Origin of the sequence: Methanoculleus sp. 10, from assembly GCF_913757945.1 — an archaeon.
In the GTDB taxonomy this organism is placed as follows: domain Archaea; phylum Halobacteriota; class Methanomicrobia; order Methanomicrobiales; family Methanoculleaceae; genus Methanoculleus.
This window is the reverse complement of sequence record NZ_CAJYDP010000012.1, coordinates 58,543-77,833: the sequence shown is the minus strand read 5'-3', so window position 1 is coordinate 77,833 and position 19,291 is coordinate 58,543. Positions and strand designations below refer to the sequence as shown.

Annotated in this window: 20 protein-coding genes and 1 tRNA gene; 12 read left to right on the top strand and 9 right to left on the bottom strand. The window is 61.1% G+C overall.

The features are described from left to right. Window positions 1-413: 413 nt before the first annotated feature. The 4 genes from QZ408_RS13895 to QZ408_RS13880 form a co-directional block, all read right to left on the bottom strand. Window positions 414-1,034 carry a helix-turn-helix domain-containing protein gene (locus QZ408_RS13895; protein WP_292492416.1) on the bottom strand — a complete coding sequence of 207 codons (621 nt, stop codon included), beginning with the start codon at window positions 1,032-1,034 and terminating at the stop codon, window positions 414-416. Continuing rightward, window positions 1,027-3,771: an alanine--tRNA ligase gene (gene alaS, locus QZ408_RS13890; protein ID WP_292492414.1), complete on the bottom strand. Its 2,745-nt coding sequence runs from the start codon at window positions 3,769-3,771 to the stop codon at window positions 1,027-1,029. Before alaS ends, QZ408_RS13895 begins: the two co-directional genes overlap by 8 nt. A gap of 63 nt (window positions 3,772-3,834) precedes the next feature. Next, window positions 3,835-4,152: an SWIM zinc finger family protein gene (locus QZ408_RS13885; RefSeq protein ID WP_292492412.1), complete on the bottom strand. Its 318-nt coding sequence runs from the start codon at window positions 4,150-4,152 to the stop codon at window positions 3,835-3,837. Beyond that, window positions 4,149-4,859, bottom strand: a complete 711-nt coding sequence (locus QZ408_RS13880; protein WP_292492410.1) for a Nif3-like dinuclear metal center hexameric protein — start codon at window positions 4,857-4,859, stop codon at window positions 4,149-4,151. Before QZ408_RS13880 ends, QZ408_RS13885 begins: the two co-directional genes overlap by 4 nt. An 842-nt stretch (window positions 4,860-5,701) precedes the next feature. On the opposite strand from QZ408_RS13880, the gene QZ408_RS13875 reads away from it, so the two are divergent. From QZ408_RS13875 to QZ408_RS13860, 4 genes are all read left to right on the top strand, one after another. Next, on the top strand, window positions 5,702-6,997 hold the full coding sequence (locus tag QZ408_RS13875) for a PEGA domain-containing protein (RefSeq protein WP_292492408.1): 1,296 nt from the start codon (window positions 5,702-5,704) through the stop codon (window positions 6,995-6,997). 212 nt (window positions 6,998-7,209) lie between these two features. Further along, window positions 7,210-8,718 (top strand): homocysteine biosynthesis protein, encoded by a 1,509-nt coding sequence (locus tag QZ408_RS13870; protein WP_292492407.1) that lies wholly within the window; start codon window positions 7,210-7,212, stop codon window positions 8,716-8,718. Next, complete coding sequence (locus tag QZ408_RS13865; RefSeq protein WP_292492405.1) at window positions 8,715-9,113, top strand: 4Fe-4S binding protein; 399 nt, start codon at window positions 8,715-8,717, stop codon at window positions 9,111-9,113. The genes QZ408_RS13870 and QZ408_RS13865 overlap by 4 nt, the downstream gene beginning before the upstream one ends. Continuing rightward, window positions 9,110-9,835: a UPF0280 family protein gene (locus QZ408_RS13860; RefSeq protein WP_365996227.1), complete on the top strand. Its 726-nt coding sequence runs from the start codon at window positions 9,110-9,112 to the stop codon at window positions 9,833-9,835. Before QZ408_RS13865 ends, QZ408_RS13860 begins: the two co-directional genes overlap by 4 nt. Window positions 9,836-10,126: 291 nt before the next feature. On the opposite strand, the gene QZ408_RS13855 is transcribed toward QZ408_RS13860, so the two are convergent. Continuing rightward, window positions 10,127-10,519 (bottom strand): hypothetical protein, encoded by a 393-nt coding sequence (locus QZ408_RS13855; protein WP_292492402.1) that lies wholly within the window; start codon window positions 10,517-10,519, stop codon window positions 10,127-10,129. A 138-nt stretch (window positions 10,520-10,657) separates the two neighbouring features. Between QZ408_RS13855 and QZ408_RS13850 the strand changes: the two genes are divergently transcribed. From QZ408_RS13850 to QZ408_RS13830, 5 genes are all read left to right on the top strand, one after another. After that, on the top strand, window positions 10,658-10,939 hold the full coding sequence (locus QZ408_RS13850) for a MarR family transcriptional regulator (protein WP_292492400.1): 282 nt from the start codon (window positions 10,658-10,660) through the stop codon (window positions 10,937-10,939). Next, on the top strand, window positions 10,936-11,469 hold the full coding sequence (locus tag QZ408_RS13845; protein ID WP_292492399.1) for a tRNA (cytidine(56)-2'-O)-methyltransferase: 534 nt from the start codon (window positions 10,936-10,938) through the stop codon (window positions 11,467-11,469). Before QZ408_RS13850 ends, QZ408_RS13845 begins: the two co-directional genes overlap by 4 nt. Then, window positions 11,466-12,572: an ATP-grasp domain-containing protein gene (locus QZ408_RS13840; protein WP_292492398.1), complete on the top strand. Its 1,107-nt coding sequence runs from the start codon at window positions 11,466-11,468 to the stop codon at window positions 12,570-12,572. The genes QZ408_RS13845 and QZ408_RS13840 overlap by 4 nt, the downstream gene beginning before the upstream one ends. 76 nt (window positions 12,573-12,648) lie before the next feature. Then, window positions 12,649-13,170 (top strand): transcription factor, encoded by a 522-nt coding sequence (locus QZ408_RS13835; RefSeq protein WP_292492396.1) that lies wholly within the window; start codon window positions 12,649-12,651, stop codon window positions 13,168-13,170. Further along, window positions 13,163-13,648: an HD domain-containing protein gene (locus QZ408_RS13830; protein ID WP_292492395.1), complete on the top strand. Its 486-nt coding sequence runs from the start codon at window positions 13,163-13,165 to the stop codon at window positions 13,646-13,648. The genes QZ408_RS13835 and QZ408_RS13830 overlap by 8 nt, the downstream gene beginning before the upstream one ends. On the opposite strand, the gene QZ408_RS13825 is transcribed toward QZ408_RS13830, so the two are convergent. Beyond that, a complete protein-coding gene (locus QZ408_RS13825; protein WP_292492394.1) occupies window positions 13,641-14,144 on the bottom strand; it encodes a regulator of amino acid metabolism, contains ACT domain protein in 504 nt (167 codons plus the stop codon). The two genes, QZ408_RS13830 and QZ408_RS13825, sit on opposite strands and share 8 nt — an antisense overlap. A gap of 180 nt (window positions 14,145-14,324) precedes the next feature. Between QZ408_RS13825 and QZ408_RS13820 the strand changes: the two genes are divergently transcribed. Then, window positions 14,325-14,409: transfer RNA gene (locus QZ408_RS13820), tRNA-Leu, on the top strand. Window positions 14,410-14,752: 343 nt separating this feature from the next. On the opposite strand, the gene QZ408_RS14950 is transcribed toward QZ408_RS13820, so the two are convergent. After that, the gene (locus QZ408_RS14950; protein ID WP_365996213.1) at window positions 14,753-15,355 is read right to left on the bottom strand and encodes a DUF2085 domain-containing protein; all 603 of its coding nucleotides are present in this window, start codon (window positions 15,353-15,355) and stop codon (window positions 14,753-14,755) included. Window positions 15,356-15,487: 132 nt separating this feature from the next. Here QZ408_RS14950 and QZ408_RS13815 point away from each other — a divergent pair, with 132 nt between their 5' ends. Beyond that, window positions 15,488-16,090, top strand: coding sequence for a DUF4352 domain-containing protein (locus QZ408_RS13815; RefSeq protein WP_292492392.1), 603 nt, complete (start codon window positions 15,488-15,490; stop codon window positions 16,088-16,090). Window positions 16,091-16,196: 106 nt separating this feature from the next. On the opposite strand, the gene cas1 is transcribed toward QZ408_RS13815, so the two are convergent. Both cas1 and QZ408_RS13805 read right to left on the bottom strand, forming a co-directional pair. Continuing rightward, entirely contained in the window at window positions 16,197-17,423 is a 1,227-nt protein-coding gene (gene cas1 / locus QZ408_RS13810; protein ID WP_292492391.1) for a CRISPR-associated endonuclease Cas1, read from the bottom strand. Continuing rightward, window positions 17,420-18,337, bottom strand: a complete 918-nt coding sequence (locus tag QZ408_RS13805) for a hypothetical protein (RefSeq protein WP_292492390.1) — start codon at window positions 18,335-18,337, stop codon at window positions 17,420-17,422. The genes cas1 and QZ408_RS13805 overlap by 4 nt, the downstream gene beginning before the upstream one ends. Before the next feature lie 303 nt (window positions 18,338-18,640). Between QZ408_RS13805 and QZ408_RS13800 the strand changes: the two genes are divergently transcribed. Then, complete coding sequence (locus QZ408_RS13800) at window positions 18,641-19,291, top strand: hypothetical protein (protein ID WP_292492388.1); 651 nt, start codon at window positions 18,641-18,643, stop codon at window positions 19,289-19,291.

Here is a 19,291-nt window from a genome sequence, read left to right as displayed (position 1 = left end):
ATCTCTTATTGCAGGCCGGGGAGCCGCCCTGCCTTCTTGTTCACCCCGGCCCCTCAGGTTCGCTACACCGCCCCGGCCGGCTATCCCCGCGCACCCCATAAATACCCGGCCGGTCGGTACGGCAAAGGAGAGCCCCGCCCGGAGCATTTCCCCCCGCCCCCGGGCGTTCCGCCCCGCCGCCGGAAAGCCCGTCCCGCCCGTGGGATAGCCTTATGGTATCATAACCCGATCAGGCATAGTGTGGTGACACGCCATGCCGAAGTGCTACAGCTGCGGTGCAGAGATCAACCCAAAGAAGACACGGTGCCCCAAATGCGGGGCAAAGGTTGAAGCCGGGAGCGGAAAACCAGAGGAAGCCCGAGTTGCCAGGGGGCGACGGTAAAGTCCCCCGTCACCCTCTTCCCGGCCCTCGTTCACCCCTCCAACTCTTTTTCCGCCCGCGGCGAAGTCCGCCACCAGTAATAGACCTCGTAGGCAAACAACGCGAGCAGCACCGCACAGGCCCCGAAGAAGAACCCCATCACCAGGTCGTGGACCGGCGGCGCACCCGCGGCATCGCTCAGGGGCGCCCTGAACGCGGTGATCTCCTCCCCCCCGCCCCCGGCAACCTTCGGCTCCGGCGGCATGCCGCCCTGCGGGGCCGGCAGCACCATCGGGAGGATCCCCCAGAGCCCGAGGCTCGCGAGAGCGACGACGCCGAACAGCGTCGCGTACTTCCTCAGCACCGAGCGGAGGTCGCTTTCCGGCGGCGCGATGATGAGGACCTGGTTTGCGAGGCCATAGACCTTCACCTCACGCCCCTTCTCGCTCCACCGGGTCTCCATGACCTCGATGAGCCCGGCGTTCAAGAGGTTCTCGATATGGTAGGTGGCGGTGGTGATCGGGATCGCCATCGCTCTGGCAACCTCCGACGACGTCAGCGGCCCGCTACCGAAGGCCTGGATGATCGCGTTCGCCGTCTGGCTCGCCATTGCCCGGGCGATCTTCTGTGCCCGCTCGTCGCCCGGCTGGATAACCACAACACCGTCAGTCATGGAGTGCTTCAAGGATCCGGCTGCGCCCGCGCTTGAGCGCGAGATCGAGCCGGGAGACGTCCGGTCCCGCGCCCTGCGCAAGGGTCGGCTTGCCGCCGCCCTTCCCGCCGATGACGCTGCAGACCTCCCGCACGATATCGGCAGCGTTCACCGCCGGCACGCCCGACGTCGCCACCACCTTCACGTTCCCGTCAGCCGATACAAAGAGCGCCACGCCGCCCTCGTCAGCGACGCTCGTCGCGAGCGCGACAAGCTCCTTCGGGGCCGCGTCCACCTGCCCGACGACGACCCTGACCCCGTCCACCACCTCGCCCTCAAGGTGCTGCATCCGGAGGTCCACCATGCTCTTCTGGAGACGCTCGATCTCCTTCTTCTGCTCCTTCCATTCCGAGAAGAAGCGCGTCACCGTCGCCGGCAGGTTCTCGGGCTGGACGCTCACCACGTCGGCGGCCGCTCCGAGGATATCCGCCATCCGCTGGATCGCGTACACCGCAGCGAGCCCGGCCGCAAAGACCAGCCGTTCGACGCCGTCCTGGATATGCTCGATGCCGATGACCCGGATCGGCCCGATCTCGCCCGTCGCCCGGACGTGCGTCCCCGCACACGCCTGCACGTCGCCGCCGACCTGCACCGTCCTGATATCCCGGCCCGGCGGGACCCCGCCCTGGTAGAGGCCGAACCCGTACTTCTGCTCGGCCTTCGTCCGCTCCTCGATACGAACGTAGACCGGCAGGTCCGCCATCACCATCCGGTTCGCCTCGACCTCGATCCGCCGGAGCTCCTCAGGCGTGATATGCTTGTAGTGCCGGATATCCAGGCGGGAGGTCTCGCTCCCCTTCTGGGCGCCCGCCTGGTGCACGTGGGCGCCGAGCACCTTCTTTGCAGCGTGCAGAAGGACGTGGGTCGCCGTATGGTGGCGCATCAGCGACAACCGCCGTTCCTCGTCCACCATCCCCTTCACCCGGTCGCCGCGTTTCAGGGGGCCTCCCGTGACCCGGTGGAGGATCACGTCCCCGAGTTTCACGGCCTCCTCCACCCGCACCATGCTCTCCGACGTCACCAGGGTGCCGGTATCGGACGGCTGACCGCCCCCCTCCGGGTAGAAGAGGGTCTGGTCCAGCACCGCCATACCGTCGAAGTAGTCGAGCACCATCGCCTCGAACTCGACCTCGCACGGAAGATCGTAGTAGAGCCTCTTCGTCGGGGGGAGGGTGCCCGCCCGCTCGCGGTAGGGGGCGAGCGGGTCCTCTCCCTCCGCCTCCCTCTGCGCCTCCGAATGGATGTCGGCGATCAGCGAGTAGAAGTTGTCGGGGACCTCCACGACGGCGCCCTCGGCGGCCGCGACCTCCTTCACCATCTCGGGCGGGATGCCGTGCGAGTCGTAAAGGGTGATGACCTCAGCAAGGGGGACGCGGGTACTCTTCGCCTTGTAGTTCCGGGCGATCTTCTGGACGATCCGGGTCCCGCGCTCGAGCGTGCCCGCGTACCTCGCCTCCTCGTTCTCCACGATCTCCCTGACCACGTCGACGTCCTGCCCGAAGTTCGCGGTCCCCACGACCTGCATCTGGGCCTCTATGAGGTCGGCAAGGTCCTCGTCCATCGAGAGGTCGTTCATCATCCGGAGCGTCCGGCGCAGCACCAGCCGGGCGAGATACCCCTCGCGGACGTTTGAGGGGACGATACAGTCGCCGAGCATGTAGGCGAGGCAGCGGGTGTGGTCGGCGATCGAGTAGATCTTCTCGATCGGGACGACGATCCGCTCAAGCCGGTCGACGGGCACGTCGATCGCCTCAGCGACCTTCCTCCGGAGGTTGTAGAGGTTCGTCCCGGAGATGTCCATCACCCCGGCGAACCGGGCGCTGAGCCCCATGATCTTCGTGAACTCCGGGTTGTCGAGGAGGTCTTCGAGGTGGGCCGACCGCATCAGACGGCTCACCATCTCCGGGAAGACCGCATCGTAGATCGTCGGCGAACCCTTCGAAGCCCAGACGAACCGCTCAAGGCCGTAGCCGGTATCGACGATCTTGAGCCGCATCGGGTAGTAGAGATCCCCGTTCACATCGACGGGCGGCTGATTGGTCTTCTGCCGCCCGAGGTTCATGAAGACCAGTGTCGCGACCTCAAGACCCCCGATGAGCACCTCGACGGAGGCTCCGGCGTTCCCGCCGCCGTACCAGGGGTGCTCCTTGTAGCTGACCCGGGAGAGATCGCCCCCGATGGACGCGATGAACTCGTCGCAGAGAGCGACCGTCTCGTCCTTCCAGTAGATCTGCTCTTCAGGAGTGTTGAAGGCGTGGTGCGCCATCATCTCAAAGAGCGTCAGGTGGCGCCCCGACCTCCCCACGGAGTCGAGATCGTTTAAGCGGATGCAGGGCTGGGAGATGGTGAGCGGGTTCGCCGGCGGCGGGACGACGCCGCTCGTGACGAACGGCTGGAAGTCGGCGATGGACGCGATCGTGAGGTAGATATCGTCCCTCCACCGGGCGGCGACGGGGTACCGCTCAAGGCGGGTATGCCCGTGCCGCTCGAAGAACGAGAGGAACGCCTCCCGCATCTCATCAACGGTATGGGGTTTGAAGACCGGATTGCCGATGAAGTTATACGTCACACACGGAGCGTCGCCGCAGAACTCCTGCTCGGGGTCCCGGGTCCAGAAGGCCGCCCCGCAACTCTTGCAGACCTTCCGCTCAAATCCTTGAGATCGGAAATAATCGAGCGTATATTCTTCTTCGAGCATTGAAAATCACGTAGTACAATCAGGTATGACCGGAACGGATATAGTTGTTTGCGAAAAAGTCGCTCACCGCTTCCAGACGTCCTGGTACCAGAGATCGTAGGATTCGTAGAGGCCCGTCCGTTCTGCGATGCGCACCGCAAGAATGTGCCAGCATTCGCGTCCCCGAAAGAGGAAATCGCTGCAGGTGCAGAAGTCCTCCTCGACGATGTACTCGTCGCTGTGGCCCACTACGACGAAGAAGTCCAGGTAGCGCTTCACCTGCCCCGCGTCGACGGCAGCGAGCGCCTTCCTTCCCCGCTCGCCGTAGACCCGCTCGATACAGGCGCGAAATTCCGGCGTCAGCGCCCTGTCCCGCTCCATCTTCTGCCAGATGCCGCTCATGGAATTACCACTACGTGTGGCGGATCAGGGATATAATGCCACCCCATGCGGGACGCGAGCGCCTCCATGGCCGGGGCCTCGAGCGCGTAGTGGGTGGCCTCAAGGCAGGGGAGGGGCGATGCCCGTGCCACGGCATGTTTCAGTTCCGCCGAGAGGAAGGCCTCCGCCCCAAGATCGGCGGCCTCCCGGAGGAGATCGGGGTCAAACCCGCTCCCCCCCACGACCGCGAGGCGCCGGATCGTGCCCACCTCCCCGTAGACCCGTATCCCCCCGCCCGGGAGGCGGCGGGCGATCTCCTCCGGAGCGAGGGAGCAATTCCCGACGACGCCGGCGGTCATCCGCTCCGTCCCGGAGAGATCGAGCCGGGCCGCGAGGACGTCGTTGACGCCGCCGGCGGCATGGTCGAAGTTCGTGTGCATCACATACAGGTTCATGCCGGCGGCAAGAAGCGTCCGGAGCAGGCGCGCCGTCGGACCCGTGACCGCCGTGACCGGGCTCCAGAGGGGCGTGTGGTGGACGACCAGCATATCCGCGCCGGCCCGGACTGCGGCTCCGGCCACGCGCTCTGTGGCGTCGAGCGCACAGCAGACGGTCCCGATCTCTTCCTTCCCCTCGACGATGAGGCCGATCCTCCCGGCATCGTAGTCTTCGGCCATCTCAGGCGGAGCGACCTGCTCCATTGCGGTGACGAACCCATGGATATCCATACAGTATCCCTGGGGGCCTCCCGGGATAAAAAGGGTGGACGGGTGCACCGGTTCGCAATACTTTCCCCCGGGAGGCCGCGCCGGGGCACGCCTCATCCCGCGGGAGGCCGCGGAGAGGGGGTTTCCGGCGGCTACAGGATCTTTGCGCGAGCTGACGGCGAAGGGTGGTGAGCCGGGCCGGGCTGCCGGGTCCCGGAGACGTGTCAGTTTGCCCCCTCTATGTTTGCATCCCCGGGCACGGCCTTCCCACGGTCCACTCCATGGGGAGATCCCGGGGGAAGAACCGGGCCCAAGCTTGCCCTTCCCGGTCCCCTCTGGAAAACCGGTGCCACCGCTCCCGGGCACGGCTTCCCATCGGATATCGCAAGCACTGCCCCGCCCCACCCAGGGGGGGAGGAGCGCCGGAGGCGCGGGCGGGGGTGGGGATGCCGGAGAGCGGCATATGAGTATCTACCTGCGGGGAGGCGCGGGAGGGTGGGGATACCGGAGAGGAGATGGTAATTGCCCCCTGCGGGATGCCGGAGAGCGACATATGAGTATCTACCTGCGGGGAGGCGCGGGCGGGGTGGAGGTGCCGGAGAGGAGCGTATGCGTATCCTCCCGGGGGAAACATCCGGAGCCGGCACCGGCTACGCCCGGGCAGAGCCCGATACCGCGAAACCGGTGCACGGGGAGCCCCGGGGGGCGCGCAGCCCCGGTCAGGGTACCCGGGGACGATCGGATTTATCTGACGGAGGAGAGGCGGCAATTCCGCTGAAGGCCGGCGAAGATCGCACGTATCGTATAGAAATAGTTATCCCTGAACAAACTGACATACCATCGTCGTCAATCGGAGAATGATCATGCCAAAGCCTCTTATTATCGGAATAGCGCTCCTCTTCCTCTGCGCCGGCATTCCGGCCGTATCAGCGATCGGAGGAGACCAGGGATGGTACCGCGTCCACTGCAACATCGACGGTGCCGACGTCTATTTTGACGGAACGTACGTGGGCTCCACGTACAACGGCATACTTGATGTCCCGGTCTACACCACCGGCACGCCCTACAGCGCCGTCAGGGTCGAGCGGAGCGGTTACCAGACATACACGGGAAAACTGCCCGGAGAACCCGCGAAGGGTGATATCGCGGACGTTTTCGTGACGCTGCAGCCGGTCGAGACCGTCGGTTCGATCTACGTCACGTCGAACCCCTCGGGTGCGGCGATCTACTTAAACGGGAACTACCGGGGTGTGGCGCCGCTCACGATCAAGGACCTCGCTCCCGGCACCTACTCCCTTGAAGCCGACCGCTCGGGCTACCAGTCTGACCGGACCACCATTACGGTCAGGGCCGGAAAGCAGTCGGACTTCCAATTCACCCTGACGCCCATCCAGCAGTATGGATCGGTCAGCATCACCTCAAACCCCTCCGGCGCCTTCGTCTACATGGACGGGGTCTACAAGGGCCGCACCCCCCTGACGCTCTCCGGCGTCTCGGCAAAGGCCCACAACATCGAGCTTGACCTTAACGGCTACTACGACTGGAAGACGACCGTCTCTGTTGCGGCCGGCGTGACCCGGTACGTCAACGCCCAGATGGCCCCCATCCCCTCCGAGACCACCGGGCGTATCGACGTCGTCTCCTCCCCGGCAGGCGCGGACGTCTACCTTGACGGCGTCCACCAGGGGAAGACTATCTCGCCGGGACCGTTCACGATATCGAACGTCCGGGTCGGGACCCACACCGTGAAGATCGGCATGGTCGGATACCAGGACTACACGACCACGGTCGACGTCAGGGGAGCGACGACGAGCTACGTCAGCGCGGCCCTCCAGCCCGCCCCCGTGGGCGCGACCGGCTCCATCGCGGTCACCTCCTCCCCCTCGGGCGCCGAGATCTACATCGACAACGCCTATAAGGGCATCACCCCGCTGACCGTCGACGGCGTTGCCGCCGGCACCCATACGGTCATGGTGGCCCTCGCCGGGTACAGCGACTGGTCGACCAGCGTCCAGGTCGGCGCCGGGAGCACCGCCTCGGCCTCGGCCTTGCTCGCGGCTGAGGCGGCCCCGACGGCGAAGGCGGGCATGGCGCCCTTCGCCGCGGCCGGGGCGCTCGCCGCCCTCGGGTTCCTCGGAGCCCGGCGGAAGCAGAACTGATCCCCGACAACCACTCTTTTTTCCGGCAGGGGGAGCGCCCCGCGGGACCCCTCGTGCACCGGGCAATCAACGCCATAATCACCCTTTACCGTCAGCTCACGCCCTGCCGCGGATCAACCCGGGGGACGGGGGGTTACCCGCCGCATCCCGGACACCGTATTACCGAAAGTAATAGTCAACACCTATAAATATTCCAAAATGGATATACGTTCATGGAAAAGTCCCTCGACCTCATCAATGCCCGGATACGCGACGGCAACGCACGAGTCGTTACCGCCGACGAGATGCCGGCTATTGTCGACGAGTTAGGAGAGGAAGGGGCACTGGAGGAGGTCGACGTCGTCACGACCGGGACGTTCGGGGCGATGTGCTCCTCCGGTGCGTTCTTCAACTTCGGGCACGCCGACCCCCCCATCAGGATGGAGCGCGTCTGGCTCAACGACGTGGAAGCCTACGCAGGGATAGCGGCGGTCGACGCCTACCTCGGCGCAACCCAGGAGGCCGACACCCAGGACCGGGTCTACGGCGGCGCCCACGTCCTCGAAGAACTCGTCGCAGGAGGCACCGTCGAACTGCGGGCGACCTCCCACGGGACCGACTGCTACCCGCGCCGGAGCATCACCACGGACCTGCTGCTCGAGGATATGAACCAGGCGATCATGGTCAACCCGAGAAACTCCTACCAGCGCTACAACGCGGCGACGAACACCACCGACCGGACGCTCTACACCTACATGGGCACGCTCCTCCCGCGGTGCGGCAACGTCTCCTACTCCGGCGCCGGAACCCTCTCGCCGCTCGCAAACGATCCCGGTTTCCGGGTCATCGGGAGCGGCGTCCCGATCTTCCTCGCCGGTGCGGAGGGGATGGTCGTCGGCGAAGGCACCCAGCACTCCGCCGGGGGCGGCTTTGGGACGCTGATGGTGACGGGGGACATGAAACGGATGCGGCAGGAGTTCCTGCGGGCGGCGGTGATGAACGGCTACGGCGTGACGCTGTATATCGGCGTCGGCGTCCCAATACCGGTGCTCGATACCGGGATCGTCCGGAGCACCGCGGTGCGGGACGAGGATATCCTGACCGATGTCATCGATTACGGCACCCCCCGGCGGGACCGCCCCTCGATGGCGACGGTCAGTTACGCCGACCTCAGGAGCGGCTCCGTCGAGATCGGCGGCGAGACGGTCAGGACGTCGTCGCTCTCCAGTCAGCGGCGGGCCCGGGCGGTGGCGCGGGAACTGAAAGACTGGGTCGAGCGGGGGAAGATGGAACTTCTGCTCCCCGTCCGGCGGCTCGACCCCGCAAAACGCGCAAAACCCATGCGGGAGACGGCCATCACCCCCCGCGTCCGCGACATCATGAACCGGCAGGTGATCAGCATCACGGAGGACGAAGAGATCCGGGTGGCCGCAAAGCGGCTCCTGCGGGGCGAGACGAACCACCTCCCGGTCCTCAACGGCAACGGCACGCTTGTCGGGATCATCACGACCTACGACGTCTCAAAGGCGGTGGTGAACGACGGGCGGCTGCGGCAGGTCAGAGACATCATGACCCGGCAGGTGATCAAGACGACCCCCGACGAGCCGGTGGACATCGCCGCCCGGAAACTGGAGCAGAACAACATCAGCGCGCTCCCGGTGGTGGACGCGACGGACCGGGTGGTCGGCATCCTCTCGGCGATCGATCTCGGTAAACTCTTCGGCGGGAGGCGGCGGCGATGAAACTCCTGCTGACGTTCTCCCGGCGGGGGCAGCACGACCCGGGGAGGGAACCGGTGATTGCCCGGGTGGTGAAGGAGACCGGCGTCCTCGTCAACGTCGAGAAGGCGAACATCGACTCGATGGCCGGCGAGGTGCTGATCGACATCCCCGATAAGGACGCGGACCTCGTCCGGCGGCGCCTCGAGGAGATGGGGGTCGCGGTCAGGGTTATGGAGAACGCCATCACCCTCGACGAGGCGGAGTGCGTCGACTGCGGCGCCTGCATCAGCATCTGCCCCCAGGAGGTCTTCTCCTTCGACGACGGGTGGCGCCTCCAGGTGGGCGCCGCACGGTGCGTCCTCTGCGGCAAGTGCATCCGGGCGTGCCCCCACTCGGCCCTCTCGCTCCAGGGATGATCCGGGAGCACTTCGAGTTCCGGCAGACGATCGCGACGATCCTTGCCGACGATCCCCGGCACATCGCGGCGGCAAAGTCCGGTATGCTCGCCGCCCGGCACGAGGTCGAGCGGCAGATCGCCCTCGACCCCTATTTTTCGGCGACGTTCGAGCCGTACACCCCGAAAAACCCGCAGAGGACCGTCGGCCGGATGGCGCGGGCCGCAGCAAGAGCCGGGGTCGGCCCCATGGCGGCCGTGGCGGGCGCCATCGCCTGGGCCGGGGTGGAGGCGATGGCCGGGGCCGGCGCGTCCTTCGGCCTCATCGACAACGGGGGGGATATCGCCCTTGTGAGCGACCGCGAGGTAACGGTAGGCATCTATGCGGGCGCATCCCCCTTGAGCGGGAGTATAGCGTTCCTGATCCCGCCACAGAAGGAGATCCTCGGCGTCTGCACGTCGTCGGCGACGGTGGGCCCGTCGATCAGCTTCGGCGTCGCCGACGCCGTGACGGTCTTTTCCCCCGACGTCGCCGTTGCGGACGCCTGGGCGACGGCGATCTGCAACCGGATCAGGGGAGACGACACCTCCGTCCTCGACACCCTCGCGGGGACGGACGTCCGGGGCGTGCTCGCCATCATCGGGGATGCGGTGATCCGCTGGGGGGACCTCCCGCGGATCGTGCGGGCGAAGGTCGACGAACGGTTGATCACCGCCGGGCGACCGCCGGCCCGCGGAACCTGATACCCTTCCCGGGGCTGGTTCGCGCCGGGGAGGCGTGAACCTCCGTCTCCCTGCCTCGTTGCCCCGCACACGCCGCGCGGTGACTTCGTGCGATAGTGCATCGGTTCCGGATTATCGGACGCCGCTCCCCGCGAGGATCGGGGGCAGTGATTGCGATGTCCGGGGAGGTACCGTGCCGGGAAGCGGCGTGGTCGAACGTTGCGAGCCCCGTTTCCCATTCCCCGCGTCTTCGCATGAGCCATCTGCGGTGGGGCGGTCTTCACGCCGGGTTGATCGTCCGGCATCGATGCACTACAGGTGTTCCTCCAGGTATTCGAGGGTCTCCTCGTATGCCCGCTCCCCCTCAAACCGCGCAAGCGTATTCTCCCCGTCGGTGATGACGAGGGCGGGCGTCCCGCCTATGAGGTAAAAGACCAGATCGTAGATATCGACCTCGTCGATGACGATCCCCCGGGCGAGGTCCGACGCCGCGTGGAGCTGCAACCGCTCCACCGCGAGGTCGTCGGGCGTCTCCCGGAAACAGTAGTAAAAGACCTGGTAGGCGTTGAGGAGGTCGGAGGCGAGCAGCGCTCCCCGGGTCTCTCCGTCAAGCGTATCAAGCCTCTCCGCGAGGCGTTCATCGTCGTCGTCGCTCGCCTCAAAGAGCCTCTCGGCAAGGTCCGCCAGTTCCTTATAATCGACCATACGTCGTCCCACCACACCTCGGTGCCGCCCCGCGCCCCCTTCCTCCCGGAGAACCGCCCTGGTAGCGGCCCGCACGGCCGGAACGGTGCGGGCGGCGCATGAATAAGTATATCGGTCCGCCCGGAAAAAAGAATAGGTGTGCGTGAGGAAGATCTGGACTGGACCGTATACCACCGGATTCCCGAAAACGGCAGCATTACGGCCCGGGACCTGGTAGCAGCCACCGGGTTTGAACCCGGTGCGGTCATGGCATCGCTTGAGCGCCTCGAGCACTATCTCCTGGTCCGGCGGTCCGGCGATGGGGTGCGGCTCCTCTCCGTCCAGGAGTCGCTGATCGAGTGCCAGTGCCGCCATACGACGGAGAATCTCCCGTTCGTCATCGAGAACGGCGTCATCAGGGCAAAGAGGAGAGAGGATTGAGCGGCGCGCCCACCGTAGCGGTGCTCCGGATAGGCCACCGGCCTGAACGCGATCAAAGGGTGACGACCCATGTCGGGCTCGCGGCGCGGGCGCTCGGCGCCCGGGGGATGTACCTCGCGGCGGACGACCCCGGTGTCATCGCGAGCATCGAGGATGTGGCCTCCCGGTGGGGGGGAGACTTCTTTGTGGAGAACGACGTGCCGTGGCGCCGGTGCATAGGGGACTGGAAGGCCGGCGGCGGCAGGGTCGTCCACCTCACGATGTACGGGCTCCGGATGACCGACGTCATCGACGATATCCGGCGCGAAGAACGGGTGCTCGTCGTGGTGGGGGCGGAGAAGGTGCCGGGGGATATCTACGGTCTTGCCGACTACAACGTCTCCGTGACGACCCAGCCCCACTCGGAGATATCGAGCCTCGCCCTCTTCCTCGACCACCTCTTCGAGGGAAAAGAACTCAACCGGGAGTACCCGGACGCGAAGATCCGGATCGAGCCGGCGAAAGCAGGCAAAAAGACGGTGGAGCGGTGAAGGGCCGGGTGCTGGTTGCCGGGTTCGCCACGCGGCACGTGGCGCAGTCGGCCCGCCGGGCCGGCTACACGGTCTACGCCGTCGACCACTTCTGCGACCAGGACCTCGCCTGGTGCACGGAGGACCGCCTCCCGTTCGACGAACTCGCCGACCTCCCGGAGAAGATCGCCGAGCTCGCCGCCCGCCACCCGGTCGACGCGCTCGTCGTCGCCTCGGGCGCCGAGGCCATCGGGACGACGATCCCGCTCTGCGGGACGCCGCCCGCGAAAGTGGAGCGGTTCCTCGACAAACTCGAGATCCAGCGGTTCTTCGAGGGGCTGGACGTCCCGGTCCCGCCGCTTGCGGGGAGCGATCGCTATCCGGTGATGGTCAAGCCGCGCCGGGGAGCGGGAGGGTGGCGGAACGCCGTCGCGCGGACCGAGGAGGAACTCCGCCGGTGGGAGGAGACCTGGCCGGACGTGCCCTACGTCGCACAGCGCCTCGTCGACGGGATCCCGTCAAGCGTCTCCTGCGTCGCGGACGGCCGGCGTGCGCGGGCCATAGCAGTCAACCGGCAGATCCTGCGGGGTGAGGGCGAGTGCGCGCACGGGTTTGCCGGGTCGATAACCCCGTTCTCCCACCCGCTTGCCGGGGAGATGATCGCGTGCGCGGAACGGATTGCTGCCGCGAGCGGCTGCGTGGGCTCGGTCGGGATCGACTTCATGGCCGGGGAGAAACCCTGGGCGATCGAGATCAACCCCCGGTTCCAGGCCACCCTCGATACCGTGGAGATGGCGACCGGAGAGAACGTCTTTGCCATGCACGTGGACGCCTGCCGCGGGGTTCTCCCGGCGGCAAGGCCCGCGGCCCGGAGGGTCGGGGTCCGGCGGATCCTCTTTGCGGAGCGGGACATGCGGCTTGATACGGACCTCTCGGCGCTTGCGCCGCACGTCGCCGACATCCCCTGGCCCGGGACGGAGTTCGAGGAGGGCCACGCCGTCGTGAGCGTCTTTGGGTGCGCGGAGACGGAGGCGGCGGCGCTTCTGGACCTCGAGCGGAACGCTGCGGCCGCCCGGAGATTGATCGGGGAGTCAACCGCCCCGGGGGACAGGAAAGGGAATTAAGGGTTGAGCGCACAGTATGGTGGGTATCGATCCCGAACACCTATTATACAATATCATCTGCGGGGGAGAATGAACCATGGTATCCATCACTGAACTCTTAACCGATCCGGCAATCAACGCCTATATCCTGCGACTGATCGGGGAGGAAGGCATCGAACTTCTCAGGCGGTTCCCCGAAGAGGGGGAGCACAGCGACGAGGAACTCGCCGAGAAGACCGGGGTCAACCTCAACACCGTCCGCCACACCCTCTACACGCTCTACGAGAAGCGTCTCGCCGAGTACCGGCGCCTGAAGAACACCGAGACCGGCTGGCTCACCTACCTCTGGCACCTCCGCCTGGACCGCCTCCACGACGTGATCGAGGAGGAGATCCGCGACGTGCTCGAACACCTCGACGCGCGGCTCACCTACGAGGAGAAGAACGACTTTTACATGTGCAAGGACTGCGGCGTCATCTATACGTTCACGGATGCGGCGAGCTGGAACTTCGAGTGCCCGAACTGCGAGAAGATGCTTGAGCACTTCGATAACGAGCTCATCGCCACCGCCCTCCGCCGGAGGGTCGACAGGATCAAGGAGAGCCTCGGGAGTGCGTGAAGAGGACTGCATCGCCCTCCTCAGGCGCGCCGGGTGCTCCGAGGACGTCATCGCACACTGCCGGGCGGTGCGCGACCTTGCGCTCACCTACGCCGCCGACCCCCTGGTCGACCGCGATCTCATCGAGGCCGGCGCCCTCCTCCACGACATCGGCCGGGGGGTGACGCACGACCTTTGTCACGCCGAAGCGGGCGGCGCGATATGCCGCTCGTTCGGCCTTGGTGAGGCGATCGCCGCAATCGTCGAACGGCATATCGGCGCCGGGCTGACGGCCGACGAGTGCTCGCTCCAGGGTCTTGCACCGCGCGACTGCGTGCCTCAGACGATCGAGGAGAAGATCGTCGCCCACGCGGACAACCTGGTGAAGGGGACGCGCGTCATCACGATGGAGGAGCGGATGGCGTATGCGATCGCCCTCCCGCGCCGGCAGAGGAGGCGGATCCGCCGGCTCGGGCTTGATATGGAACTCTTCAGATAACCAGCCGTTTCACCTGCGGGAGCGCGCGCAGGTCTTCGTAGACCGATGCTGGGACCCGTCCCTCATCGACGATCATCACGAGCCTGGGCTCTTCTGCGAGGTAGGGGTCGGTGACGAAGATCTGGCGGATGGAGAGGTCGTGGTCGACGAGGACCTTGACCGCCGCACCGACGATCCCCTTCTGTTGCGCGTCCCTGGGATACAGCGTGATGACCGAGAGGCCGAGGGCCTCGGCGACCCGGGAGAGGTCGGGCGCAGCGCGCATACGGATGAAGACCTCCCGTAGTTCCGGGTTCTCGAGGATGCGCCGGGCTGTGGCGTCTACGACTCTCCGGTCGGTCTCGATCGCCCTGCCGATGTGCGTGGCGGGGATCTCGACGCCGTTGCAGACGATGCGCCCCTCTTCGTTGATACCGAACCCGTTCTCCAGCAGGAACCGGACTACCCTGGTCTGAGACGGTGAATCGGCGAACTCCCGTGAGATGTCGGCCCACATGCGGGAATGTTGGAACCGGGCGCATAAATATACACCGACGCGGGTCACGGTGCGCCATGGTCCAGGTCTGTACCCGGGATCGCGGTCCGGCGGCGGCTCCCGGCCTCCGGGACAGCAAGGGCACGGGCCCGGAGAGCAAGATGTTTTATGGTTGCAGTGCGTTGTATAGAGAAGAACAGGGCGAGGGTTGCCGAGCCAGGTCAAAGGCGCAAGGTTGAGGGCCTTGTCACGAAGGTGTTCGGGCGTTCGAATCGCCTCCCTCGCATTCTATCTTTGGGTTATAGTTATTTGAAAAAAATTTGACATCCACCGCTGGGGGTATGATCACGGAGGTGGATGAAGTGCCCCACTGACAAGACGATGGTGGGTCATGCTCTTCTGAAGGGTTTGGTAGAAGTGACCACCCGCGCGGGGGGGTCCTATCGCAGGGTGATGAAAGGATTGCTCTTCCCCAAAGACTGGGAGAATATATTCACCACATCCCTGAGGCCTAGAGTAGAGACGTTTATCGCGAAAATACCCTGATATGTTGATATGGGCATAGCAGATAGTGAAAAACAGGGCCGTATCAGTGAGTTACTGTCGATTTGACAAATAGAATTGCATATTCATTTTTTCCAAAAGGCATATATCACTATAATTAACCCTACAACAAGCAGACCTTCGATGATTCCAAAGAAAAACCCAGTTGTGAGTCTCATTATAGTTGAACTTTCATAGGATGTGAAAATCTGTGCTAACCCATCAATGACCATGGGTAGAGTGAATAGCAGGCTTAAAAATACAAGAGAAAATTTCTCCCATTTTTTTAGTTTTATTATACGGTTGAAAGGATTAGTAAAACAGTTGCCGCAATAACTAGATGATTTAACATTTGTACATACAAATGCCGATAGAATAAGTGCGCAGTTGACACCCAGTAATATGCCCAAGCATCTTACACATATGGGCATTTGGTTTCCATTAATCTTTAACGAACGTTGAGATTTTTGATGACATATTAACTTGCCAATGTCATAAAATACAAGGTAGATACCGGTTGTATCGCCTTTATAAATATAATAGTTATTGCCGTTACAATCTTTGGTTATAATAACTGAGCGTTCTTCGATAAATAGAGGTGTAAGAAATTGAAGGGCTGTAAAGGCACATATTAAAATTGTGAATGATACAATAATTGTTGTTAGTATTCTGTCGTGCTTTTTCACCATTCAATTCCTCAAGCAGATCTTGTTTAAGTTTAGCCATACCTTAGGTAATAATATACACTGTTTTGTTGAGTGGAAGGATTAATTTCGAAAGGGTTAATAAATTGATTGAACTGTTATTGATTAGGTGGAATTGTGGGAAAGAGAAATATAGTCTTGTCGATTGCAACCTTGGTTGTACTCATAGCAATTGGTTTGTGTGTTGGATGTTGTAGTACAACAGACAGCGTGTCAAAAACAACAGCGGCATCATACACACCTGCATACTCATCCTCTTCTAGTAGCACATCTTCGGTAACAACATCCGCAACCCCAGAAGTGCTTGTACTAAGCATAGGGGAATCTGCTGAAACCTCAGATATGGTAGTGACTGTCATTTCTGCAGAACGAACTAGATCTTATAAGTATTATTCATCGATTCTTGAAAAATACTGGACGAAATCCGCGGACCCTGGAAAAGACTATGTGTTGGTTGATGCTGAGGTGAAATACACCGGTTCGAGATCCACATATGCAACTTCGTCTGATTTTAGCCTATCCGATTCTGAGGGTTACCGATATGATCCGGATCTATATTCTGGTGATGACAATTTCCCGTTACTCCAAGAGTTATATCCGAATCAAAAAGTAAAGGGAAAGTTTGTTTTCACCGTCCCGTCATCCGCAACCGGAATAAGACTTTATTATGACTTTGGTACCCTGTTTACAGGAACAGATCTTGTTTACTGGCAACTTTAATTTTCTATTTTTTAGATGTTTATATCTGCGGCAATCTGTGATCAACTATTCGATTATCGGAGAGCCCTAAACTCTCCCCTCTAACTTTAAGAATCTGTCCTCCACTTTATCGTTGACCTATAAGCCAATCTACATCACCCACCCGCTCCAACCGTTCCCGCACATGCTTGTTCATCGTGAACGGTTTCCCGTCCCGCGCGTTCTTCTTCAGGTAGTGCAGCGTCCCCTTGGAAAAGCCCATCTTCTTCCACTCAGCGTAAGGAATCGCGAGTATCTTCCGGCGCATCTCATCGGAGTCCTGCCGGTCGATCTCGTATGCGGGGGTTGAAAATTCGAATTTCCGCTTCTTTCCGGAGAGGTAGTGTGCCAGTTCTCTGGTCTTCAGGAAGATGATATAACTCCATGCAGATTCCTTCCCCTGATACTCCACTGCCTTGTTAAACCACCTGTTGACTTCCTCGGTGACTTTGCGTGCGCCGGTGGGCCGGAGGCGGAGGTTGTAGTTTTCGGTCCTGACAAAGTCACTTTTCGTCATTGCCTCACTCTCGATGAGCGTGATCACGGCGAGGTCTACCAGGAACCTGAAGGGCTCCTGCAGGTCGTAGGCGAGACTGTACTTCCCCGGTTGCATCTCGTGGAGGAAACCGACGTGCGAGTCCAGACCGGTGCTGTTGATGGCCCGCAAGCATTCGGCTTCCAGCAGTGAATATCCATAATTGAGCATACAGTTAACAGTGTCCACGGCCCCCATCGGGCGTCCTGTCTTGCCGATGTTCCGCCCGTCAAACTCATACTTATCCGGGATAATCTTCTGAAATTCACTCCAATATAACTGTGCAACCGCCCCCTCAACACCCATTACTTCCCGGATCGTATTTGTGTCACTGAGCTTGGAAGCATCCCGTTCAATATCCGTACCAATGTTCGGGTATCTCTGTCCCAGGTAGTCGAGAACAAGCCGTGTCCGCTCGAACTTTGCTTCGATCAGTTTCCGGGCAATCTGTATCCTGAGCGCCGTATTCTCGTAGGCACGGTACTGGTCAAACTTTGTCTTCACCTGGACGCTCTCAGGCGGGAGCATCGTGGTGAGCAACTTACCGTCCCAGTTGAGCACCGTCACCTGTATACCCTGCTTGACCAGCCAGCGTATAGCAGGGATGGAGATGGTCCCGCTCTGGCCATAGATGGCAATCGAATCAACATCGATCTTCTTCGGTGCGAAAACATAGGATACTGGCTCCTCTTTTGTGGAGAACTTCCCGTCCCGGACATGGAGCTTTGCACCGTCGATATTCATGCGGATCCCATGCCCATTGAGCAGCATGAACTTCATTTCCGGGCTCCGCACATCTTCTCATAGTAGATGGCCTTATCTCTGTTTTCGGCTATGTAATCGAGAAGGTCATCAATGATTAACGCAATTTTACGCTCATCCAGGTGCCCTTCCTTTTTCCCCATCTCGTTGTATTTCCACATCTGCTCGATGAGGCTGTCTATATTCTCTTCAAACGCATGGATCAGGTATTTTGAATGATAGACGGTCTTTATCCACGTCTTTTTCCGAACTTCGTCGTCTTCTTTAGATAGCAACTCCTTTTCGCCTTCGACTCTTTCAAGATCCACTTTCAGCATCTCTACCACGAACTCATCGGAAAAAAACCCTAATATCTCTAACAAGAGATTTTTACTTGTATTGACCGGAGGGAGGGTATATGCACCAAGTGCTTGGCGTATGTCTCCAATTAATGATGCCCGTTCCTCCTCACCAATGCATGATCTCTGTTTAAGGAGGGCTTCGTGCAGGATTTCAATAACCAGTTTATCTGTATCCTCATCAGCACCCAAACACGTAGACAGGTGGGATAACTGAACGGGGTTTAAGGAGTACTCAGCCAAGTTACGCTTGATTTCCTTGAGTGCGAGGCGCTTCTCGAATTGATCACCTGTTGAAGATTTGACTATTAGGCCATCGACAACTCTTTTCTTATCGGCATAAGGGCCTGATATGAGGTACTTCGCACGTTTATCCTCATCAGAGATGCCATACTCTGCGAACTCTGCTGGTTCGATAACCCCGATTTTGCCAGCGCTGATTAGTTCACCAATCCTTCGATTGAGCGACGTGGTGCTAAACCCTTTCTCTTTTGCATACTTCGTTTTCAGAACCTCAAGGAGGTCCTTCCTGCGGATATACCCGGCCTGCTCAAGTTCTGACAGGATTTTTTCATCAAACTCGCGAATCCTCATCCTTAACCCCATGTCGTGTCGCTATCAAAGTAATCTATAATTCGAACTTATATTTAATAATTATGTATATCCTCACCTCTTATGTCCAATTATTAACCCAAAAGTTGTTACCAAAGATGTTACCAAAAGATACAATTATATATCCAAAACACAATCCCTCTGGTGTATGGAAAGATCGATTAAAGTCGCGTTTGAGCACTGCCAGCCCCGTAAATCGATGGTCGAGCAGGGGGATTGGTCCGCGGCTCATCTCGGCTGGGACACGTTGGTAGGACGCAGGAGGGGCGTAATCAACCGATAACTATGGGACAATTTGCACGTGGGTATCCAACCTACGATGACTGGGCTAAGGTTGAGCGAGCAGAGAGCAGGTATGCACAAAGGATACACCTTAAACATCACCTCTGTCCCGACCAAACCCGGAAAGAACTGGTACATGTGCGGTACGCGGACCACACGCTCACACGAACGCGGTGGGAGGACCTAACCCCCCAGCAGAAGTGTATCCGTTCACTCGCCGTAAATGCGCTGCGTCAATTACGGGCCGGGGCGGAGTTCCAGAGCGCGATAAGCGCTGTTGGGCTGACAGAGAGTGAGGTGCTTACCCATCTTGCACCATACTACCTCTGCTGGGACCAAAAACAGCAGACGTTGCGGTGCGCACCTGCTGACACGATCGAAGTCGAAATGAGCTTTTTCGTGCGGGACACAGGGATTAGGTCGATTGTCACCGCGAAAAGCCAGGACCGGTCGCTCATTGGTAGATACATGGCGGCGGTGAGCAATGCGCTTGAGGCGCGTAATCAATCCGCGTTGGCAGAGTTTGTCGGTAAGAGGGTTCTCGATGCGCACGGTGTTGCCCACTACTTCGAGACCGACCTGGAAAAACTCTATCTGTACCACGAAATGCAGGAAGAGCCAGAATTCTTTGAGATCTATCATACCGAGGAGTGA